The sequence below is a fragment of the Prevotella multiformis DSM 16608 genome (assembly GCF_000191065.1).
In the GTDB taxonomy this organism is placed as follows: Bacteria; Bacteroidota; Bacteroidia; order Bacteroidales; family Bacteroidaceae; genus Prevotella; species Prevotella multiformis.
In genome coordinates, this window is record NZ_GL872283.1 from 722925 (window position 1) to 744169 (window position 21245).

General features: G+C 48.8%; 11 protein-coding genes. 3 read left to right on the top strand and 8 right to left on the bottom strand.

What is annotated here, in order from left to right; all coding sequences use genetic code 11:
- Positions 1-13 precede the first annotated feature (13 nt).
- From HMPREF9141_RS13410 to HMPREF9141_RS14015, 5 genes are all read right to left on the bottom strand, one after another.
- Positions 14-181, bottom strand: a complete 168-nt coding sequence (locus tag HMPREF9141_RS13410; RefSeq protein ID WP_156792446.1) for a hypothetical protein — start codon at positions 179-181, stop codon at positions 14-16.
- The gene (locus HMPREF9141_RS08245; protein WP_007368215.1) at positions 178-2589 is read right to left on the bottom strand and encodes an outer membrane beta-barrel family protein; all 2412 of its coding nucleotides are present in this window, start codon (positions 2587-2589) and stop codon (positions 178-180) included. Before HMPREF9141_RS08245 ends, HMPREF9141_RS13410 begins: the two co-directional genes overlap by 4 nt.
- Before the next feature lie 619 nt (positions 2590-3208).
- Positions 3209-4150, bottom strand: coding sequence for a BsuBI/PstI family type II restriction endonuclease (locus tag HMPREF9141_RS08250; protein ID WP_007368217.1), 942 nt, complete (start codon positions 4148-4150; stop codon positions 3209-3211).
- Positions 4138-5601, bottom strand: coding sequence for an Eco57I restriction-modification methylase domain-containing protein (locus tag HMPREF9141_RS08255; RefSeq protein ID WP_257009590.1), 1464 nt, complete (start codon positions 5599-5601; stop codon positions 4138-4140). Before HMPREF9141_RS08255 ends, HMPREF9141_RS08250 begins: the two co-directional genes overlap by 13 nt.
- 5 nt (positions 5602-5606) lie before the next feature.
- Complete coding sequence (locus tag HMPREF9141_RS14015) at positions 5607-5813, bottom strand: helix-turn-helix domain-containing protein (protein WP_007368219.1); 207 nt, start codon at positions 5811-5813, stop codon at positions 5607-5609.
- A 572-nt stretch (positions 5814-6385) separates the two neighbouring features.
- Between HMPREF9141_RS14015 and HMPREF9141_RS08270 the strand changes: the two genes are divergently transcribed.
- The 3 genes from HMPREF9141_RS08270 to HMPREF9141_RS08280 all read left to right on the top strand — a co-directional run bounded on the left by HMPREF9141_RS08270 (position 6386) and on the right by HMPREF9141_RS08280 (position 14956).
- Positions 6386-9712, top strand: a complete 3327-nt coding sequence (locus tag HMPREF9141_RS08270) for a SusC/RagA family TonB-linked outer membrane protein (protein WP_040555000.1) — start codon at positions 6386-6388, stop codon at positions 9710-9712.
- 25 nt (positions 9713-9737) lie between these two features.
- Positions 9738-11555, top strand: a complete 1818-nt coding sequence (locus HMPREF9141_RS08275) for a SusD/RagB family nutrient-binding outer membrane lipoprotein (protein ID WP_007368222.1) — start codon at positions 9738-9740, stop codon at positions 11553-11555.
- Positions 11556-11770: 215 nt separating this feature from the next.
- Positions 11771-14956, top strand: a complete 3186-nt coding sequence (locus tag HMPREF9141_RS08280; RefSeq protein ID WP_007368223.1) for an endo-beta-N-acetylglucosaminidase — start codon at positions 11771-11773, stop codon at positions 14954-14956.
- A gap of 571 nt (positions 14957-15527) precedes the next feature.
- On the opposite strand, the gene HMPREF9141_RS08285 is transcribed toward HMPREF9141_RS08280, so the two are convergent.
- From HMPREF9141_RS08285 to HMPREF9141_RS13895, 3 genes are all read right to left on the bottom strand, one after another.
- Positions 15528-16901, bottom strand: a complete 1374-nt coding sequence (locus HMPREF9141_RS08285; protein WP_007368225.1) for an MATE family efflux transporter — start codon at positions 16899-16901, stop codon at positions 15528-15530.
- A gap of 600 nt (positions 16902-17501) precedes the next feature.
- Positions 17502-19799: a carboxypeptidase-like regulatory domain-containing protein gene (locus HMPREF9141_RS08290; protein ID WP_007368227.1), complete on the bottom strand. Its 2298-nt coding sequence runs from the start codon at positions 19797-19799 to the stop codon at positions 17502-17504.
- Positions 19800-19896: 97 nt separating this feature from the next.
- Positions 19897-20031, bottom strand: coding sequence for a hypothetical protein (locus HMPREF9141_RS13895; RefSeq protein ID WP_007368228.1), 135 nt, complete (start codon positions 20029-20031; stop codon positions 19897-19899).
- Positions 20032-21245: the final 1214 nt, after the last annotated feature.

Here is a 21245-nt window from a genome sequence, read left to right on the forward strand (position 1 = left end):
TATATAAATTATTTCATTTTTCCAAATCTTTCAGATATTTTTTCTCCAAAAGTGTTGTTTTTCTGTCTTTTTCCTCCATTTTACAACAAAGGATGGCGGCCCCGCCATTTCCTGAAGACCGGGGATGATGCAGGAATCCTTGTCGGATCCGCTCCCGCCAGGATCGGCGGATTTTTCTCATTCTACGCCTGTCTTTTGATCATCACTCTTTAGCGTCCTGTCTCGCTTTATCTCTTTATGCGTTCCTTTTTGCAAAGTGTAAGTAATATCTATGCCGAAGGCTCTCGCTCGCATAAAGTTCGTTTGTGAACCGGAAAATGATGGAAGCAGGTTTTGCTCTCTGATTTCAGTGAACTTGTCAAATGGAGAGTTGATGACTGCTCTGACATTTAACGCATTCTTCAAGAAGGACTTACTGATGCTGCATGAATAGATGTTAAAGCTATGTGATCTGTTCCAGATAGGATGCATGTTCAGATAATTGCCGTATTGCAGGCTTAGCGTCCATTGGTTCTTCAATGAAACGTCGCACATGAATGTGATATTATACGATTTCCCATCGTCACAGGCACCCGCATAGTCTTTCATTCTATACCATCCAAAGTCGCCCGTCAATGTCAAAGACAGAGGCAGGACAGACTTGTAATTACCATAGAAATTCATTCTATAATCATTCAGGGAGTTTATATTCATATATTGACTCAGATACCGGTGGTATTCTTCTGAATAGCTTGGGTACAATACAATCGGGCGGTTTTGATGTTTGTATGTGAATCCGCAAGACAAGAACACCGTATTGGAATACGTCATGTATGAAGCGTCAACTGTATTGATGTAGGAGCTTTCCAGTTCCGGATTCCCCATTTCCGCTTTATATTGAGAAGAGAATGTCTTAAAGGGATTAAGCATGAGAATGTCAGGGCGCACCATTCCGCCGTTATACGAAAGGGACAGAGAGGAGTTCCCCCTTTGATACGAGACGCCTATGTACGGTATCATGTTCCCGAAAGTCTTTGAGAAGCCTGCTTCTTCCATCTTGGGGAACAGCATTTTCATATGGGTGTACTCCCACCGGAGCGATGTGTCAAAAGTAAAGTCCTTGACACTGAGTGAATAGGACGCATAGGCGGCAGAAACATCCTGCCGGTAATGGATCTGATCCAAAGAAGAACTTTCGTCTTTTTCCGTCACCCATTCATTGTTTTGGTTCAGAAGAAGCATTTCCGTGTCAATGGCTCCTTTCCTGAAAATCTGCTTCCCTCCTATCTGCAGGAATTGAGCATCATTGTCTACCAGAGTGATGCTTGCCGTAAGGCTATGCTCATTTAAGCCTCCGTGCGTTTTGTTCCGGCTCTTCTGCTCACTGTCCGTGTTGTCAGTATATGTCTGATTGAAGTTCCTGATATCCGGATTGTAAGTATAGCGATAACCAGCCATCCAGTGTTCCTTGCTTTTGTCTTTTCGGAACATTTTCCTGTAAAGAAGGTTGGTCTCAAAAGTCCCCGCTGTATTGTTGTGCTCAGAAAGAAAAGCGGTATGAAGCGGCTCAGTCAATTTCCGGTCTGTAAACGTCTGGATCCAATCGGTACTCATGTCGGTTTGTTTTATCATTGCATGACCGTCAACATACAGACTGTTCAGACTGTCTATATTAAATACCATCATCGTCCTTAATGTATGGGTTCTCCATTTGCCATCGGATATTCCGCTTGCAGTATTCTGTTGATAGGAATCCGGAGTAGAGTATATACCGGATGACTCTACCGGTTGATTTCTCTGTCCGTCATAACTGTAGTTATATCCCACTAAAAAATCGATCTTCTTCTGCGTGCCTACCAGACTTATTCCGGCACCGGCTTTAGGAAGAGTATTGGAATTGCCGTTAAGAGTGAGCGACCAGTTGTTGAAGTGATGCCTGGAAGTGATGATGTTGATGACGGCATCTCCGGTCTCACCGTCATATCGTCCATCCAGACGGGTGATGACCTCTACCTTCTCAACGGTAGATACCGGGAAGGATCTCAGTACTGTCTGTGGATCGTATTGTGCCATGCGGTAAGGCTTTCCGTTCAGATAAATGGAGTAAGCTGAACTTCCCTTGACTGTTATGTTCCCGTTAGGAGTAACATTGACCAGCGGTACGTGATTAATCGCATCCAGCAGATTCAATGCCTGGACACCTGCATCCTTGGAAATGTCATATACAATCCCTTTATCAGAAAGTTTTATCATTCTTTTCCGGGCGAAAACGGTTACTCCGTCTAATTCTTTTGTATTTGCCGACAATGATATGTCTAAAGACTGATGCTGGATGATTTTTATATGTCTTTGCTGTTTATCGTATCCCAACAAACCGAACAGGATGTCATATTCTCCATCCGGCAATTCAACCTGACATGTACCAGCTGTATCCGAGAAGCACACAAGAGAGTCATGAGTATTTCGTATGTCAATTTGCACGTAAGAGAGAGGTTCACCACTATGAGAATCCTTGATGTGGATAATCAACTGGCTGTTTTTCCCATCAGCTTGCATCACATTGCCAAAAAGCAGGAATAGCAGTATGAAAAATATCGATTTTATCTTCATGATTTCTTTATTTTGGAATGGATCTTAACATATTTATCGCTTTCTCTTTATAAGCGCAATATTACGGAAAATACTTTAATTTGCAAAACCTTTTTGATGTTTTTCATTTAAAAACATCATTTTACTGTCTTTTTCCTCCATTTTACAACAAAGGATAGCGGCTCCGACATTTCCTGAAGACCGGGGATGATGCAGGAATCCTTGTCGGATCCGCTCCCGTCAGGATCGGCGAGAGGCGTTTTTTTCAGTCCCCGGCTTGTCCTTTGTCCTGACCTTTCAGCTCCGCATGAGATGAAAGCTGCGGCAGAGAGATTCTTCTTCCTGTGCTGACTGGAAGAACCGGCGGCGACGGGGATTGGGGACGAAAGCGGAAGGGAATGCAATACGCTTATTTTCAGACATATAAATCGGATGCTGAAAAGAGAAGTCTTGCAGGAAGACAAACAGGCGTTACTTGGCTTCCAAACAGGCGTTAGTTGAGGTGTTAGTAGGCCTTGGTTGGCAGGCAAGTAGGCGTTGGTTGGAAAGCAGGGTAACACCTCCTTCCCCGGACACGCTCCAGAGGGGGGAGGTGGCAAAAGTTCTATGGGTGGCTAAACGGCAGGGACAGAAGCCCTTTCTATGTTTCCTGTTGTCTTGGTCCCATGAACTTGTCGCCGTTCAGATGAATCATATGGTCTGGCATATCTGCAATCCAGACCTCCGTTTCCCATGCCAGCAGTTCGGAAAACCGCTTGAATTTCGCAAAATCAGGAAATGCGGTAACGAAGATTTTCCCCGATTTGACCCCTTCGGTCATTTGGGTTATATCCCTTACCCTCTCCGGGCTCATAGGCCCGACAGAATCCACGGCCTCAATAAAGTACAGCCAGTCTTTATCTTCTCGATAAAGAACCACGTCCGGCATTTTATCGTGAAGCGTTATGTCGAATCCGAGTTCCCGCAGTTTCATTTCGTTCTTAACCATGTCCCTGTGCGTAGTGTCGCCGACATAAAGGCATTCCGAACCCGGGGCAAAGCGAGGTGCGAATTCTTCCAGAATTGCTTTTTGAAGTCTGTTATGGGAGCCGGGACTAAAAGTAAAGTCTTTCTCGTTTATCCTGACAGGCATCTTGCGCATGGTTTTCTTCGAGGCATAGGTGTCTATCAGTCTTTCATGACAGCTTAGGAATTCTTTCAAAGCATCGTTGTCAGAATTGTCTTCCTTCGTCTTCTTCGTTTCCTGAATGACTTTCAGGAACTCATCGGTCAATCTGTATCTGTAGTTAGGACTGTTCGTTGCCTTCCCATTGTCTTCTATCAGTGCAGCTGTCCTGAAATGGTGCATGGCCTGTTTGCGGAAAGTCTCTCTTGAATTTTCTGCATACTTGGCAATGTAATTAGAATTGATGAAAGCGATTACATCGTGTATTCGGATCCAATTATTTGTTGCGCTGGCAAAACTGCCTATCTCTTTCAAACCAGCCATGGCCAATATTGTCAGGGCGCACAGATCCGACTGCTGGGCTGGCGGCATACCGATGTCTGCCAGCAGGCTCTTTATCTTCCTTAGTTTATCCATTTCCTTAAAATGTTATCACATACCGCTTGGCTTAAATCAGCTCCTTCCAACTCTTTCCCCATCTTGCAGATGATTTCTTTAGAGGGAACAGGCATATTGTTAATTTCTGTAGAGTTGACCTGTGTTGAGCCATTCAGTATTCTATAATATTGGTCATAGATGGTAGAGTTGAGCAGTACATACAGCCCATAGACTTCTTCCTGTGAGGCGCATTTGATGTAGTTCAGCTTGTTCTGCGTACTTATATATTTGTACTCCGGGTAATCAGCGGACAGATAGATGCCGCACTGAAGCCGCCTTTTCTCTTCCTTAGACGTAAAACGCTTGACGAACAGATAGTTTGTGTTTTCCTGCAGATAGCCTTTGCGGTCCGTATCGATGAATTCATGTTCTTTCCCTACAGGCCACACTATCCGTCCGTCCTTGATGTGCTGGGAGTAGAAAAGTGGGTATGTTTTATCTGACGGCTCGTTTCTCAACACTTCCCGTGTACGAAAATCCACGATGATACCGGTTTTCATTTGCAGGTCGTCTGTCACAAGGGTGGAAGGCAATCTTCCAAGTGTTGCCAGAACCTCAGCCTCTTCCTCACTGGTGACCAGATAAACGTAGCCGTTATCGGCTACGACTGTATTATAATCTACATCAAAACGCCTCAGGTCGAGGAAGTCTGATGTGTCAGAAGAAGAAATCCTTATTTTTGACGGCCTTGTGCAGCCTTTCCTCACTTTGATGATCATGGTTTCCTGCAAGACCGTCTCGCCATCAAAAATCTTATCCCTACTTCCGAAAATATGAATGTCGGTAATCGCACAATGTGACAGAAGGTATTTTCTAAAGCGAGCGAAATAGGCTCCGGAAGTCCATGATCTCGGAATGACATAGACGAGTTCTCCACCTTCATTGAGATTATGGATGCCCATGGCCCAAAACAGGAAATACAGGTTGGGGGCACCATAGCACACTTCTTTCATGTGTATGGCATCTGCTGCATTCTTTGGTATTTTCTTATAGGGTGGATTTCCGATAATCAAGTCGTAGGTTTCTCCATTCCTTCTTCCAAACAGGGATGGGTTGTGCCCAAAGGCTTGGGAGGTGATATAATTTTCGTGGCGAATCTCAAATGTGAAATGAGAATCCTTTACCGAAGTAAGGTTCTTGGCAAGAACACCAAGTACTTTTTCATCATTTTCATAACAAACGAGTTTGACAGAGCCTGTATAACCGATTTCGCGTATTCGGCTTAACAGAGCCACGGACAAGATACCGCTGCCGGCACCGGCATCAAGAAGCCTCAAAGAGTCCTTTTCCAAATCTATATGAAACATGGAGGCCATGAATACGGCAATAGATTCCGATGTAAAGAACTGGCCATATTGCTTCCTGCCAGCCTTGGCATTGGAGCTGACGAAAGATGAAGTCCTGTATATGGTTTCACTTAGAGGCGACATAAGCATTATTTTCGGTCCGACTTAACAGCTTTCGTTCGTAGATAACGGTAGACTGTAGATTCAGACAGTATCCCCAGTTGTTGCATAATAGCGGTAATTGCCATTCCTTTCTTATACCGGTCCGAATCGGCATCACGAAGATAAGACTGGTATCTTTCCAATGCCAGGGTTTTGCCCTGGCTTGATGCTCCTGCATAGTCTGAATTTGCCATCTACCAACTGTTCTGATTCTTATTTCTTTGCAAATATACGCAAAATCGCACTTACAGACAAGCGGTAATGCCGTTTTTTTATCTTCCTGTTTTGAGGTCCGGCTGTTTTACGCAGTCGTTTGCGGGATGGATTTCAGGAGGGGATGTCCGTTGCAGGGCAGGGGAGTCATGGGCTGTCGGGTGATTAAAATTTGTTAAATACCATGGGCGTGATAAGTATTCGTCCGCATCAGGTTGTTTGGTATATAGATGGCGGCAGAATCGGTCCATCCGGCTATGTACCATGCTGCCCGCCGTCGTCCCGTCCTGTTGCGGACTTCCGTGGAACGGCAGCCTGCCGGCAGGGACAGGGAAATCTACAGACGTGGACCTGACGGATGTGAACAAACCGAGCACCTGAACCGTATGACCGTCTATATAATTAAGGTGGAAAAGCGAACGTGAACAGACCGAGCACCTGAACCGTATGAACGTCTATATAATAATAAGGTGGGAAAGGAAAGCGGAATTTCATGTACAGACAGAACGGAACAAGTCAATAAAAACAAATAATGTCCAAAAACCTAAACCGGATGAAAATCTTTAAGGAAACAAAGCAGAAGCATCTGTATTTCTCGGCTGCCTTTGCTTTTTCGCTGGCACTGGCTCCCGCCGGTGCCTATGCAGGGTCGAACGCCAGAGCTGCCGCGGTACAGGCCGTGCAGCAGAACGGCAACCACAAAGTGACGGGCCGTGTCGTCGATTCGACCGGTGAACCGCTGATCGGCGCCACCGTCCTCGTCGAGGGCACCACGAACGGTACCGTCACCGACATCGACGGCAACTTCACCATCAACACCCCCTCGAATGCGAAGCTCGTCTTCTCTTACATCGGCTATGTCGGCCAGTCGGTTGCCGTCAACGGCAAGAACACCATCGACGTGACGCTGAAGGAAGAGAGCAGCCTTTTGAAGGAGGTCGTCGTGACGGCCATGGGTATCCAGCGCAAGGAAGAGTCGCTGACATACGCCACGCAGAAAGTGAAGGCGGAAGACCTCATGAAGGTTCAGGACCCGAACGTTGCCAATTCCCTTGAGGGCAAGGTGTCCGGCCTGACGATTACGCCGAGTGCCGGCGGTGCCGGCGGTTCGACGAAGATTGTTCTCCGCGGTGCCAAATCCATTCTGGGCAGCAGCTCGCCGCTGATCGTCGTCGACGGTGTACCGATGACCAACGATGCCCGCGGCAAGCGCGACATGGCTGGCGAAGGCTTTACGTATGCCGGTATGTCCGAGGGTTCCGATCCGCTGTCGCTGATCAACCCTGACGACATCGAGTCGATCAACGTCCTCAAGGGTGCCAATGCGGCGGCCCTTTACGGTTCTGTTGCTGCCAACGGTGTCGTGATGATCACCACCAAGCGGGGCCGCGAGGGCAAGCTCGACATCAACGTCACATCGAACATCACCTTCGACTCGCCCCTGCTGACACCGAAGATACAGAACACATACGGTGCCACGATGAACGGCAACACCATCCAGGCTGACGGATGGGGACCGAAGATCGGCTCGCTGGCCGACAACCAGCTGACGATGAGCTCCCCGCTGAACTCCACCAACTTCCAGTCGGGGGCGATGCATGACATTCACCTGCGCAACCATGCCCAGGACGACGTGAAAGACTTCTTCCGCACGGGTGTGACGACCAACAACTCCCTGTCGCTTTCCGGCGGTACAGAGAAGATGACGACTTACTTCTCCATGGCGAACAGCCATTCTACAGGTCTGCTGCGCAACAACAACTATAACCGCAACACCTTCAGCCTGCGCCAGAGCTACCGTTTCTTCAACCGTCTGAAGGTGGACCTGTCGCTGAACTATGCGCAGACCATCACGCGCAACCGTCCGGGCGGCGGTACGGTGGGCAATCCGCTTTACCACCTCTACCTCACGCCCCGCAACGTCGACATGGACTACTACCGCAACAACTACGTCACACAGGACGGCAAGTGGCTCAGCGGTCCGCAGAACTACTACGAGCTGTCCGGGGGAAGCTACAGCTATACGACAGACCAGGCGAAGCTCCAGGGTCCGCGTCAGAACTGGGCGTTCATGAACGCTGCCAACAACAACCCCTACTGGCTCATCAACATGAACCAGAGCAAGCAGAAGGAGGACCGCATCTGGGGTACCATCTCGGGGAACGTAGACATCTACGACGGGCTTTCCTTCCAGGCACGTATCAATTATGATCACACCCGCTACAAGTCGACGAGCAAGCGTTACGCCACGACCTTCCTCCCGGCATCCATGGAGGACTACGGCCGCTTCTGGGACTCCGACTCCAAGACAACGGAGATCTACATCGACTACCTGCTCAACTACAACAAGACTTTCGGCGACTTCGACCTCTCAGCGACAGCCGGATGGGTGGGACATACCATCAAGGGTGAATACAAAGGGACGGATGTCATCGCTACCTATTATGACCGTACGCTGCAGAAGCTGCCTACGAAGGTGAACTACTTTGACACCAGTGCCGGCGGCATGGGCGCGACGTCAAGCTCGAAGTCGTCGAACTGGGACCGTGCATGGCTCGCTACGGCGCAGATGGGATGGAAGGATATGGTGTTCGTCGATGCTTCCTACCGCCGCGACTGGTACCGTCCGTTCCGTTACTTCAAGCTCAGCGGCATTTCCAATACCGACAACTACGGCTATTTCGGCATCGGCGCCAACGCCATCCTGAGCAAGCTCCTCAAGCTCCCCGAGCCGGTCAACTACCTGAAGTACCGTGCCTCCTACTCCGAGGTGGGTAACTCCATCCCCAACATCGCCTACAACGCCGTGAGCACGAACCTGCAGACCGGTGCCATCAACGGCAGCAACTATGCGCAGTTCGTCGACCCGCGGCCGGAGAAGACCCGCTCTTTCGAGACAGGTGTAGAGAGCCTCTGGTTCAACAACCGGCTGAGCTTCGACCTCACCTATTACAACGCTACCATGAGCCACCTCTACATGACGGCGGCGACGGGTACAGGTCTGACGAAGAACATGAACTCTGCCAAGGTGCGCAACCAGGGCATCGAGATGACCCTCGGCTACGACTTCAAGCCGGTTAGCTGGCTGCGCTGGCGCACGTCGTTCAACCTCTCCTACAACAAGAACAAAATTCTCAAGACCGCCTACGACGAGCAGGGCAAGGAACGGCTCATCGAGCAGAAGGTCGGCGGTGTACACGTGAAGTACATGGAAGGCGGTTCGATCGGCGATATGTACGTTCCCGACTTCGACCGTGACGAAAACGGACACATCAAGCTCAATTCGCTCGGTCAGCCGCAGTTCGACAAGAGCGGAAAGCTGAAGTACATCGGCAACATGAACGCCAACTGGCAGATGGGATGGAGCAACACCTTCACCTGGAAGGACCTCTCGCTGTCGTTCCTCATCAACGGACGCATCGGCGGCAAGGTCATCAGCCTTACGGAGCAGCAGCTCGACTACTACGGCTACTCGCAGCGTTCGGCAGATGCACGCATCGAGGCGGAGAAGAACAACATCGTCGCAAAGGACTACGGCAATGTCCCGGGCATGATGCTGCCTGACGGCAGCGGGCGCATTGTTCCTGTGCAGTCATACTATCAGGCAATCGGATCGGCAGACAGTCCCGCAGACTACGTCTACAACGCAACGAACTTCCGTATGCGCGAGCTGTCGCTGGGCTACACCTTCCGCAACCTCTTCGGCATGAACCGCAACCTCGCACTGTCGTTCATCGCCCGCAACCTGTTCTTCATCTACAAGGACGCACCGACCGATCCGGACGTTTCTCTCTCGACAACCAACGGACTGGGAGCCTTCGAGCTGTTCAACACGCCGTCGACCCGCTCCTACGGTTTCTCCTTGAAAATGAATTTCTAAACCCAACGATTAAAACCTAACGACAATGAAACTGAAAAATATAGGAACAGTCCTGGTTCTCTCTGTTGCCGGACTGACACTGAACTCCTGCCTGGACTTCGATGTCACGGGTGCCGAGTTCAACCAGACGACACAGAATGAAAAGAAGGTGGTACGGCAAGGGAAGGTCGACTCTATCGATTACCGTGTCAGCATTACCAAAGAGAAATTCGATGATATATATGGCAAGATAGAGACCAATCTGAAAATTGCTCTCGGCGGTGTATATGCGACTCGGGGCGGAAAGAAAGGAGACCCCCCTGTTGCGCATCAGTATCAGTATCTGTCTACATTCTATCAGGATGCCTTCGCACAGTACGGTGTCATCCCTCATGTCAATTATCCCTACTCCGGTATCAACATCGTGTCCTCTTCGGCCATCGACCTGAAGGCTTACGGTGGTGCATACGGTTCCTACCAGGAAGCGACGAAGGCTTTGGTTCCGTTGCTGAACATGGAGGAAATAGATTCTCTTCCGGAGCTGAAGGCGACTTATCTGCTCTTCCTCGACTTTGCAAGCATCGAGTGTGCGGACAACTACGGCCCGATGCCTTATCAGGACCTGAAGACGAACAAGCAGGAGCGTCCTTTCACATACGACGATGTGGAGACGATCTACAGTACGGTAGAGGCTAATCTTGACAGCATTGTGAAATGTTACGATTATTATCAGGCCAACCGCCCGCAGTGGTATAAGGAGAAAATCCAGCGTGCGCTGACCGATTACACTAAATGTAATGTTTCTGCTGACAGGGGAGGATTTAAGGATATGGACATCCTGAAGCGTTTTGCCAATTCGCTGAAACTCCGCATGGCGATGCACATCGTCAAGGTGAATCCGTCGAAAGCAAAGCAGTGGGCCGAGGAGGCTGTAGCAAGTGGTGTCATCGAGACTGAAGAGCAGGAAGTCTGCTTCCTCACAGCCAGCACTGGCAAGAACAATCCGCTGGTAGAACTTTGGAATACATGGAATGATATGCGTATGGGCGCTGGATTTGAGCAGGTGCTCAGGGCTTACAATCATCCTTTCCTTGAAACGCTCTTTGAGAAAAACGACTTTATCCGCTCATCGAAAGGGGAAGACAAGAATCTGAATGCTGGTGAAAAGGTATGCGGAATCCTTGCCGGAGCACATGTCGGGCAGGAACAGGGAAGCACATCAAATCCTTACAACGGATTTTCAAAGCTCATCAACCGTACGATGAACAATGCACCGCTTTACCTGATGAAGCTCTCCGAAGTCTGCTTCCTCCGTGCCGAAGGTGCCGTGAGAGGCTGGAACATGGGTGGGTCTGCCCAGCAGTTCTATGAGCAGGGTATCCGCGAGGGGAACTTTATGGACCGTCAGAGCCAGCGGCGTCCCTACAAGGGAAAGTATGAGGCAGCTATGGATGCTTACCTGAAGATGGAGAAGGCTCTTCCGTTCACTTATGTTGATCCGACAGGCAACGATGCTGACCGTGTAAGCGAAATCACCGTCGGCGTGAAGTGGAATGAGGGCGACTCACAGGAGACAAAGCTGGAGAAGATTATTACCCAGAAGTACATTGCAGGTTTCCCCAACAGCCTTGAGGCATGGGTTGACCTCCGCCGTACCGGCTATCCACGTTTGTTCAAGATGCTGAATATGCAGGATGGTGACGGATCGCTGAAAGAGGGCGACATCGTACGCCGTCTTCCATTCCCCGGCACTTCCGACCCTGCTACGCTCAAGGACGTTGAGGCTACGGGCCTGAAGGCGCTTGGCGGAGCCGACAAGGAAGGGACACGCCTTTGGTGGGATGTAGAGAAGCCGAACTTCTAACTCCTTGCAACACTGAACATCAAATATCCAATCGGTAAGGACAGACACCTTCGTCAGTCTGTAACGAACAGATAGCTCCTGTACAGGCACCGGCATCTGTCCTTGCTGATTCCTTTCTGTCGGCTTATGTGAAAGCGGAGGCAGCCACGTCTCAGTCCGACTTTAAGCATTGACAAAACCTATTTTTTAATTATAACCCAACTAAGATCATTAAGATGAAAAAGAAATCTACTTTAGCCGCACTGCTTCTTACAGCACTGCTGAGTGGGAGTCCTGCATCAGTCATGGCGCAGAACTACAACTTCGGACAGCTGAACTGGAAGAAGATGGTAGACCTGTTCGCAACAGCCCTGCAGCAAGGCAAGAACTTCCCGACCGACGAGGAGATTGCCTCCAAAATGGGCATGACGACTACAGACCTGTCTTTTATCAAGTCACACGTAAAGCGTCGTGACATCCTTGATCAGAATGGACGTCTTATCAAGAACACTTACGCTGACCGCCGTGTATGGATGAACCTGCCGATGGGCAGCGGATCGGGTGGCGATGCCGGCTATCCTACAGGTGTGTGGCACAACGACGTGTTCTCTCTCTGGAACTATACAGCCCTGTGGGGAAGCTGGAATCACAGTGTAGCACAGATTCCCGGTGCGTGGACGGATGCCGCACACAAGAACGGATGTGACATCCTGGGTGGAACCATCTTCTTCGATGGCGCTTCTTCTGCCGGGGCATACAACGACTGGATTACTTATGCAGGAGCGAAGACTACCGATGCCAAACTGGCTTTTGACGGGTATCGTTACGTTAAGCCTATGATCCACATGCTGATGTATTTCGGTATGGATGGTGTCAATATTAACTGGGAGTTGCATCAAGGCTCTGTGGGCAATTACAAGGGCTTCCACAAGGCATTGTACAAGTATGCAAAGCAGGTGGGCTTCGACGGTTTCCATTTGGGTCTTTATGGCAGCTCGTCACAGCTGACAGCCTATCAGGCTACCGATTGGTATGCAGATTCTGAGGGACAGATTTCCGATCTGATGCTGAACTATGGTGGTGAAACCGGAGCAGAGAACTCCGTGCAGAATGCCAAGAAGGCAAACAGCACACTGGGTGCCAAAGGACTCTGGCAGGGTTTTTGGATTGTGAACTTCAGCAAAGAATGGGAGGATATGACCTATGATGAGGCCAAGGAGCTGAATATCTGTCTCTGGGGCGAACACAAGGACAGCCGTTTCTGGAGCTACAACAGCGGATCCAGCACCATGGAACAGCAGGATCACTACCAGCAGTTCCTTGAGCGCACCTTCAGCGGTGGTAATCGCAATCCGCTCAACAAGGTGGGATTAAGCTACAACAGTCATAATATGGAGTGGGCCGGTGATACACCCCCTATGTCCAACTGGAAAGGCTTTGCCGACATGGTTCCAGAGCGTTCTACCGTCAAGGGCAGCTTCCCGTTTGCGACCAACTTCTGTCTGGGTAACGGCGACCGTTACAATTACCGTGGCAAGAAAGTTTCAGGTGCATGGTATAATATGTCTGCACAGGACATCGTACCTACCTATCGCTGGCTGGTGCTCAAAGCCAACGAAAAAGTCAGTGATGCTGCACAGATCAGCAAGGACGTTACACCTTCATTCACCCATGAGGATGCCTTTACCGGCGGCACCAGTCTCCGTCTGAAGGCGACGGGCTCTACGGCCTCCGACATCGTGCTCTACCGCACGGACCTTACCACCAACGGCGCAAAGCCTTATGCACTCGTGGCTACCAAGAAGAACGGCGAGAAGAACGGACAGCTGAAACTCATCCTCTTCACCGGCGGTCAGTGGAAGGCATACGACATACCGCAGAACGGTGGCAACAGCTGGAAGGAGCACCGGATCAACCTCGAGGGTCTTGCCCATGGAAGCAAGGTCGAGTATGTCGGTCTCCGTGTGGAGAATGCCGAGAATGGTTTCGATGCGTATGTAGGTGAGCTGCAGCTCAATGACGGAAACACAGCGAAACCTGATGAAGTACAGAACGTAGACGTTACGACTACCTCTACGCTCGTTGAGAACGGCACTACAACTGTTGACCTGAAGATGGCATGGGGTGTAAACCATGTGGCCAATGAATACGGTGTGGTATATAACAAGGAGGCCAACATCGACCACTTCGAGGTTATCTACCGTGCGTCAGATGCCAATGATGCCAATGTCGTTGAAGTGGGACGCACCTCACAGTGGGCGGCATTCATCCCTGCACTGGACATAACAAAGGCTGCGAAACCTCAGGTGGCTGTCGTAGCGGTATCAACCGACCTCAAAACCGTTACCAAGCCGGAATGGCATGACATCAAGACCAGCAGTGAGGCGGGTGCGAAAGATCCGTTCGGCTCTTACGGACAGTCCTTCCTCGATACCAATGCGGAAGGCTACAACAATGCTGTCCGCCTGCGCGGCGTTGAACGTTTCACCGTCAAGGGAACACCCGATGGCGACTATAAGTATGAGCTTCCTTATGAGGATTATCTCAAGGACAACAGTCCTAACGGCGTTAAGAACAGTGCTCGTTTCCTGAACTACCATCATGCTGACAAGACTCTTAAGGTAAAGCAGGGTGAAACCTACGAGTTTACCCTCAAGGGTTTTGATGCCCAGGTGGTCGCTACAGGCACCAAGGACGACTGCCGTTACTGCTTCGTAGGCGGCTGGATGGACTTTGACGGCAGCGGTACTTTCAACTATGGAAAGGGCGTTGTTGAGCAGCCATTCTGGAAGGACAATGGTTTCTACTCTTATGCTGACGGCACTTCCTATGCGAACGATCCTGACAAGGATCAGTCTACCTATCCTCTGGATAACAACACCAAGGACGGTACGGAGGCCTATGGCGAGCGTGTATTCCGTGCCGGAACGCTCCGCAAGGGCAATCCATGCCTTGTAAAGGGTGACGGTCTCAAGGGTAAGATAACTATTCCGGCTGATGCTCACGTAGGCAAGAGCCGTCTGCGCATCGTCTACTCTGATGCATGGTTTGCTGGTGCTTTCGGTCCTGGCTCCAAGACGAACAAGGGCTACACACTTGATATTGATGTAGATATTGTAGGAGACAACCAGCCGGGCCGTACGTATGTTGACAAGCATGATGTAGGCAATCCCGACAACTGGACGATTGTGACAGCGGTTGACAAGGTTGCCAATGTGACAGGTGTTCCTTCTGTCAAGGTGGTTAATGGCAGGCTGGTGTTTGAGAACACCTCTAAGGCTGAAATTTACACGGTTGACGGCAGACTTGTACAGAGCATTGTCGCACCTGTCACGGCAGAGTTGCACACGGCAAATAAGACAGTTCTTATTGTGAAGCTGCATAATAACAAGACTGTCAAGAGCGTGAAGGTTGTACTATAGTATAAAGACGGCTTCTATGTCTCTGCTGACGGAGACCATATTAGAAATTCCTGTTTTCAGGAACTTCTTGGGAGTCGTTCCTTAATTTCTTTAGAGGGAAACAACCCACTAATGAACTTGCCGGACCGGGCAAGAGGCTGCCAGTGCAGCCTCTGTCCGGTCCCTTTTTTGTGCAGAACGGTGCTGGCCTGTTATCTTCCTTTTTAGGCTTGCTAAACTATATGCTTATCCACACTAAATATCTACTGTCCCTGTTGTCAGTGTAAGTTGAGAACCGGGTACGAAGGGAGAGAGTTGATGAAGGAAAGGGATGGAGAGGGAAAAAGAGGGAAAAAGAGATAGAAGATGATTGCTGCCCTGTAAACTTTCCTGTATTGAAGTCAGTTACAGGCATCTCGTGTTCAGGGACGCATGAATGTCACGGTCTTGGTACACCCGTCTATGTGTTGCAGCCTGTCACGTGTTGTGTTGCGGCCCATCACGCAGGGTGCCCGTCGGTCGGCACCGTCCGTGTTGCGGCCCGGCTTCTTGTAATTATGTTGCTGGTTTAATGTGTAGAGTGGGCGCAGCGTCATGCCGCAGACGGGATGCGGTGGTCCTTACGCAGCCGTTTCAGCAGCCACAGGTAGGCGGGGGCGAGGAAGAGGTCGGCCATCATCCATGCCACCGGATCGGCATAGCAGACACCCAGCCACGCCCATGCCGGCACCAGCCAGAGGCTCACGCCGCAGCGGGCGATCATCTCCATCACACCGCTCATCATGCTCAGGTTGCTGTAACCGAGGCCCTGGATGCTGTACCGCAGGATGACGAGCACGCCCAGTGCGGGGTAGAACCAGTTGGAGATGCGCATCAGCTGTGCCGCATTGGCGATCACCTCCTGCTCGCCTCCGTTGACGAAGAGCATCATCATTTCGTCGGCGAAAGGATAGATGACGGCGACGGTCAGGACGAAGTAGACCATCATGATGCCCATGGCGTCGCGCACGCCGGTCCTCACACGGTCCAGCCTCCTTGCCCCGATGTTCTGTCCGCAGTAGGTCGCCATGGCGACGCCGATGTTCTCCAGCACGCAGGTGAAGAGGTACTTGATGCGGATGGCGGCCGTGAACGAGGCCACATAGACCGTTCCGAGGGCGTTGTTGGCACTCTGCAGCATGATGATGCCGACGGCGGTGATGGAGAACTGCAGGCCCATCGGCACGCCGTTGTTCAGCAGGATGCTGATTTTTCTGTTGTTGAAGGCCCGCTCGTCTCCCTTCGGGACGAGTACCGTCAGGCGGCGGCGGATGAACCGCCGGCACAGCCACGAGGCGAAGGCCTGGCTCAGGAAGGTGGCGATGCCCGCTCCCTCGACGCCCATTCCCAGCAGGAGGATGAACACGACATCCAGCAGGATGTTCAGGAACGACGATGCGATGAGGAAGTAGAACGGCTCCTTGGAGTTGCCCAGCGCACGGATCTGTCCCGAATAGAGGTTGTAGGCGATGGTGAAGGGGATGGTGCAGAACTGCAGGAAGAGGAAGACGTAGGCATCGTGGAAGACGTCGGCCGGCGTGTTGACGAGCTGCAGGATCTTCTCGCAGAACAGGCACGAGAGCAGGGTTGCCACCAGTGCGAGCACGACGGCGATACGTCCGGCGTTGCTCACGTAGCATCGCATCTTGTGGTGGTCGCCGGCGCCGAAGGCCTGTGCCACGGGGATGGCGAAGCCTGCACAGGCGCCGTTGCAGAATCCCATGATGAGGAACATGATGCTGCTCGAGGCCCCCACGGCGGCCAGTGCGCCCACGCCGATCCACCGTCCCACGATGGCGGCGTCGATGATGAGGTACATCTGCTGCAGGAGGTAGCCGAGGATGAGCGGTACGGCGAACTTCAGGATGGATCGTGCAGGTGCGCCGCTTGTCATGCTCTCTGTGTGCTGCGAGGGGGTAGCGGCCATATCTGTCAAAGTTTAATGTTGTCTTTTCTCTGTCGTTATCTTGTCACGCTCTGCAAACTTACATAAAATCCTCGAATAACGGGTCGTTTGAACAGGGAAAATGTTTTTCATCTTTAAGACCTGCTCTGGAAAGCGGACTCTCCTCGCCAATGCTGACGGGGAAGGCGGCAGATCCGTCGGAGGTGTTTTCAGAGGCTGCCATGCGATGGAAACAGGGCGTGCCAGAAGTTTACAGGATAGCGAAAGCAGGGACGGACATCCCTGTTCTCTTTTTCTGTCCGCAATAGATTGCGGGCGGTATCAGATTTTTCAATAGATGTATCTATGATTAACCCGTTGGCAGAATTGATTTAGTGCATACTTAGTGTTCCCTGGAAAAAGATCAAGCAGTCCAGAGGCATATAAAATCCATTGGGCTGCTTAATTTGAAATGAAGAAGATGAAGCCAAAATACGGTTTTTCTGAAAATTGCGAGACGAAGTCCCCTAAAGAACTCCCATCACGTTCTTGACAAAGAAACACATTCCTGCCCGGCATCTTGCCGTGTCCGGAAGCCTGTTCCCGTATGTTGTCGGCTCTGTATAATCATACCGAGGCCTTCTATTTGCTTCCTGACAAAACGCCAGAATTGGTATCACTATTATTTATTCGTTTGTTTACATTGTTCTTATGCTTACCGAAGTCTATGTTAACGTATGCTTCAAGCATGAATATCCTGTTCAGGTCATGCGAAAAAGCATCCTGCCTGTTAGGAGCCAGCTTCGACCAGTTTTCTACATACTGACTGTACCTGCTGCTGAAAGGATTCAATACCTGAGCTTGTATGCCCCAGTTATCCCTATTATAGCCGACCGATATCGAATGTAGAGTTTCCTCCTTGGTTAAAGTCTCTCCCCATAGTATTTTATGCCCTTTGCCGGCACTGGCCATCAGGAACCAATTACCTTTCAGGAAGGTAACAGAACCATTTACACCGAAATCAGAATAGGTGTGGGTGTAATTATTCCCCTCACTTATGTATCTGTTGAAGTATGTGCTGACATTAATCTGACAATTTTCACCGAAAGGAATCAGCTTCAAATTTAAATTATTCTGCAACCGATGAAACCCCCTCTGATTTTCCATTGTACGTATATACTTGTTCTTCTCGAACAATGTCGTCTCCATCAAAGGCTTGTCATCAAAGCTGTATCTGATAAGATAATCCAGATCCAACCATTTGCACTTCCAGTTGACGGTCAAATCATTAGAGAAGAACGTCACGGTCTTAAGATTAGGATTCCCTCGTCTGACTTGATAATTATCTATATTCTGACTCACATCATTCATATCTGATAATGATGGAGAATAACCTGAAATATAGCCAGTGTATCTAACAAGTAAATTCTTGGTCAGATTGTATGACAATTTAAGTGTTGGGCGAAAGATAAGTTTACTCTGGCTTACATCTCCCTGACTGTTATATGTCCTCATTACACCACTACCCATGGTGTATGTCAATTTCCCTACCTTAGACATAAATTCCACATACCCATAGGTCTCAGCTGTTCGCATACTTACATTCGCATTGATGGTTCCACCGTAATTATTGGAAACGAAGGCCTGATTATGTTTTATGCCAAGTGATAACATGGAATTTTTAATCTTTTGCTCATAAATAGCCTCAGCGATGAGCGAATATTTATCACCTTTTGTCTGCGATGCATATTCCTCAACAGAATTTACGCCTCTCTGAACAAAATGCCTATTATTCTTAGTTTTTATATAGGTTCCTACCACATCAATAAACAGATTCTTTCCTTTAGCCAGTTCTGTCTGGTAATAAATATCTAATGAAGGTATATTTTCCCTCGACTTTTCATGATCGGATATTTTATATTCCTGTCCAGCACTTGTAAGTTCGGATTCTCTGTCTGATATGGAATAAGGCATATCCATATATGACTGTCTATAGTTAATACTGAGTAGATGGTTATTTTTATTATAGTCATAACCTAATAGGAAATTCATCCTGTCATACTTTACCTTTGTAGGCAAGCCTGTTTCCACATTGTATAGTGGAGTTGCAGTTCCATTAAAGGTTTCAACATTCTCGCGTATCCATTTCAAATCTCTGCGTTCCCAATTAGACATAAACTTGAAAGACGAACTTCCAAAATGATAATTAGCGGAAACATTATAATCTCCTGTTCCGATTTTATTTATGCCATTGGTTAAATCGACTGAGAAATTTCCACCTGAGTTCCTCCGTTTCAGAATAATATTAATGACAGCTCCCACATTTCCATAACGCAATCCCGGATTATCATGGTATTCCACCTTTGCTATATCGTCTGGTCTTAGAGATTTCACCTCAGGAAGTTTTGCCTTTACTCCATTAATTTGTAATTCAACTGTCCCTCCTGTAGTCATCTCTATGCTATTGTTAATAGAATTGATTTCAATGCGTGGAAGACTTAAATTCTGTAGTAACAAAAGTCCATTACTGGATGCCTTCCGTTGCAGACTACTAGGAATAAGTATCTGTCTGTCAATTTTCTGGATTTTATTACTACCAACAACTTTTACCTCTCCTAAAGTCTTTGGCAATACCATCAGTTTAATCTTTCCCATATCAACATCATCCGATGCATTATTACAGGTAATATATTGGTCTTCATAGCCTATATATGACAGATGAACAATAAAGTTATTCGATTGAATATTTTTAATATGAAATTCACCCACATCATTGGTTACGCCGCCAGACAAGAATGTCGAATCTGCCGACAGAATTCTGACCGAACATCCAATTACTTCCTTGTCGTTCTCATCTACAATGTTTCCTTTTACACTCATTTGAGAGTATGCTCCTTTGGAAAACACCAGAAACAGGAGCATCATAAAAATATGCTTCATTATTTTATAACATTTATATAATTTTCCTCATCATATCACATTTATATCTTTAGCCCTTGTACATCTGGGATCTGGCATAGAAAAAGAATTTCTTCTGTTATCTTTCCTCTGTGAAAGAAGATAAGTGATGAGAATAATTCTCCCGGGCTACGAAATTGGCGATTTCATTCAGACAGGATTTATCTGCCATGAATGTCTCATGTTTTTTGAATGATGCAACTTTCTTTTCCATAAAAAATATTTTATTTTAATTTATGCGGCAAAGATAGCGATTTCCCAAATGTTGAAGACTACACTTTTGGGAAATTTTCCTTTTCCTGGCTTACTTTTTACACTTTTGTGTAATCTCATAGTGTTATTTCAAAGAAAAAAGTTCCCCCCGATTCTGCCCGTGAAGAGCCGTTCAGGGGATTTCGTGTAAAGAAATAAATAATATATCACACTGGAAAACAGTTAGTTGTGAATTTTCTGCATATCCTTATTTACGTTTAATAATGTCAAATCAGATTCTAAAATCACGTTTCGTTGGCCAAACAAAGAGGTTTTCAAGGTAAAAGTATTATCTCTGTTTTCCTGTTCTCTTATTTTCTCCGGCAATGACGCCCCCCAAAACAGGTTCTTGGAAAGGAGGTTTCCGTGCGCTATCTGTCACGGATTTTTACCATACGGGGCTGGATGAGACCCTTGCTCTTGTTTATCGTCCCCTCCTCAGATGAAAAATTGGAGTCCATGGAAACAGGAAAATGGCCAGTAGAGTGTAAGTCCCTTGTTCACAGATGGATAACGGCGTGTGCAAGAAACGGTGCTTGGTTAGACGGCAATCGGGCGTTAGTTGAGGTTCAATCGGGCGTTAGTTGGAGGGCAATCGGGCGTTAGTTAGGAGGAAAGAGACGGCTGTTTGCCTTTCAGCCTCCCACAGTCTGTCTCCCAGCCGGATGAAGAGCGGGTAAAAACGGATGGACAGCTTCCGGATTGTAAGATTATTTTCTGCACGGCGGCTAAGATTCAATGTATGATATCGGATAGAGGGAGAGGTCTCCTTTCCTTAAAAGAAGAATTGCCTGTTGAAAAGAAATCATGGGGTGTGCCAGAAGTTTATTTAGTAGCTGAAGCAGGGGCAGACACTCCCGTCTGTCCGATAAGGAAAGTCTGTTTCGTGGAAAGAAGAGGGCGTCTGTCCACATACGGTAGAGGTGTGTGACACGCTGCCTGTTCCGGTTTTACGGGGCGGCCGCCCCCCTGCGATGTCCTGCGCATCGGTCTTTCGCTGGACATGAGACCTGCCGGCGCATTGTGCCCTCCTGCTTGTATACGGCAGATTCAGCCCTCTCCTTCAGCCACATAGCCCGCTGTGCCTTTTCAAGGAGAAAGCTGAATCTGCCCGTCTGGAAGAGAGAACCCCGGCAAAGGAAACGCCCGGGATCTGCCTGTAAGATTCGGAAAGTG

Coding starts and splice junctions, on each gene's coding strand:
- HMPREF9141_RS13410 (WP_156792446.1), bottom strand. CDS start 181: ATGAGAAAAATCCGCCGATCCTGGCGGGAGCGGATCCGACAAGGATTC.
- HMPREF9141_RS08245 (WP_007368215.1), bottom strand. CDS start 2,589: ATGAAGATAAAATCGATATTTTTCATACTGCTATTCCTGCTTTTTGGC.
- HMPREF9141_RS08250 (WP_007368217.1), bottom strand. CDS start 4,150: ATGGATAAACTAAGGAAGATAAAGAGCCTGCTGGCAGACATCGGTATG.
- HMPREF9141_RS08255 (WP_257009590.1), bottom strand. CDS start 5,601: ATGTCGCCTCTAAGTGAAACCATATACAGGACTTCATCTTTCGTCAGC.
- HMPREF9141_RS14015 (WP_007368219.1), bottom strand. CDS start 5,813: ATGGCAAATTCAGACTATGCAGGAGCATCAAGCCAGGGCAAAACCCTG.
- HMPREF9141_RS08270 (WP_040555000.1), top strand. CDS start 6,386: ATGAAAATCTTTAAGGAAACAAAGCAGAAGCATCTGTATTTCTCGGCT.
- HMPREF9141_RS08275 (WP_007368222.1), top strand. CDS start 9,738: ATGAAACTGAAAAATATAGGAACAGTCCTGGTTCTCTCTGTTGCCGGA.
- HMPREF9141_RS08280 (WP_007368223.1), top strand. CDS start 11,771: ATGAAAAAGAAATCTACTTTAGCCGCACTGCTTCTTACAGCACTGCTG.
- HMPREF9141_RS08285 (WP_007368225.1), bottom strand. CDS start 16,901: ATGGCCGCTACCCCCTCGCAGCACACAGAGAGCATGACAAGCGGCGCA.
- HMPREF9141_RS08290 (WP_007368227.1), bottom strand. CDS start 19,799: ATGAAGCATATTTTTATGATGCTCCTGTTTCTGGTGTTTTCCAAAGGA.
- HMPREF9141_RS13895 (WP_007368228.1), bottom strand. CDS start 20,031: ATGGAAAAGAAAGTTGCATCATTCAAAAAACATGAGACATTCATGGCA.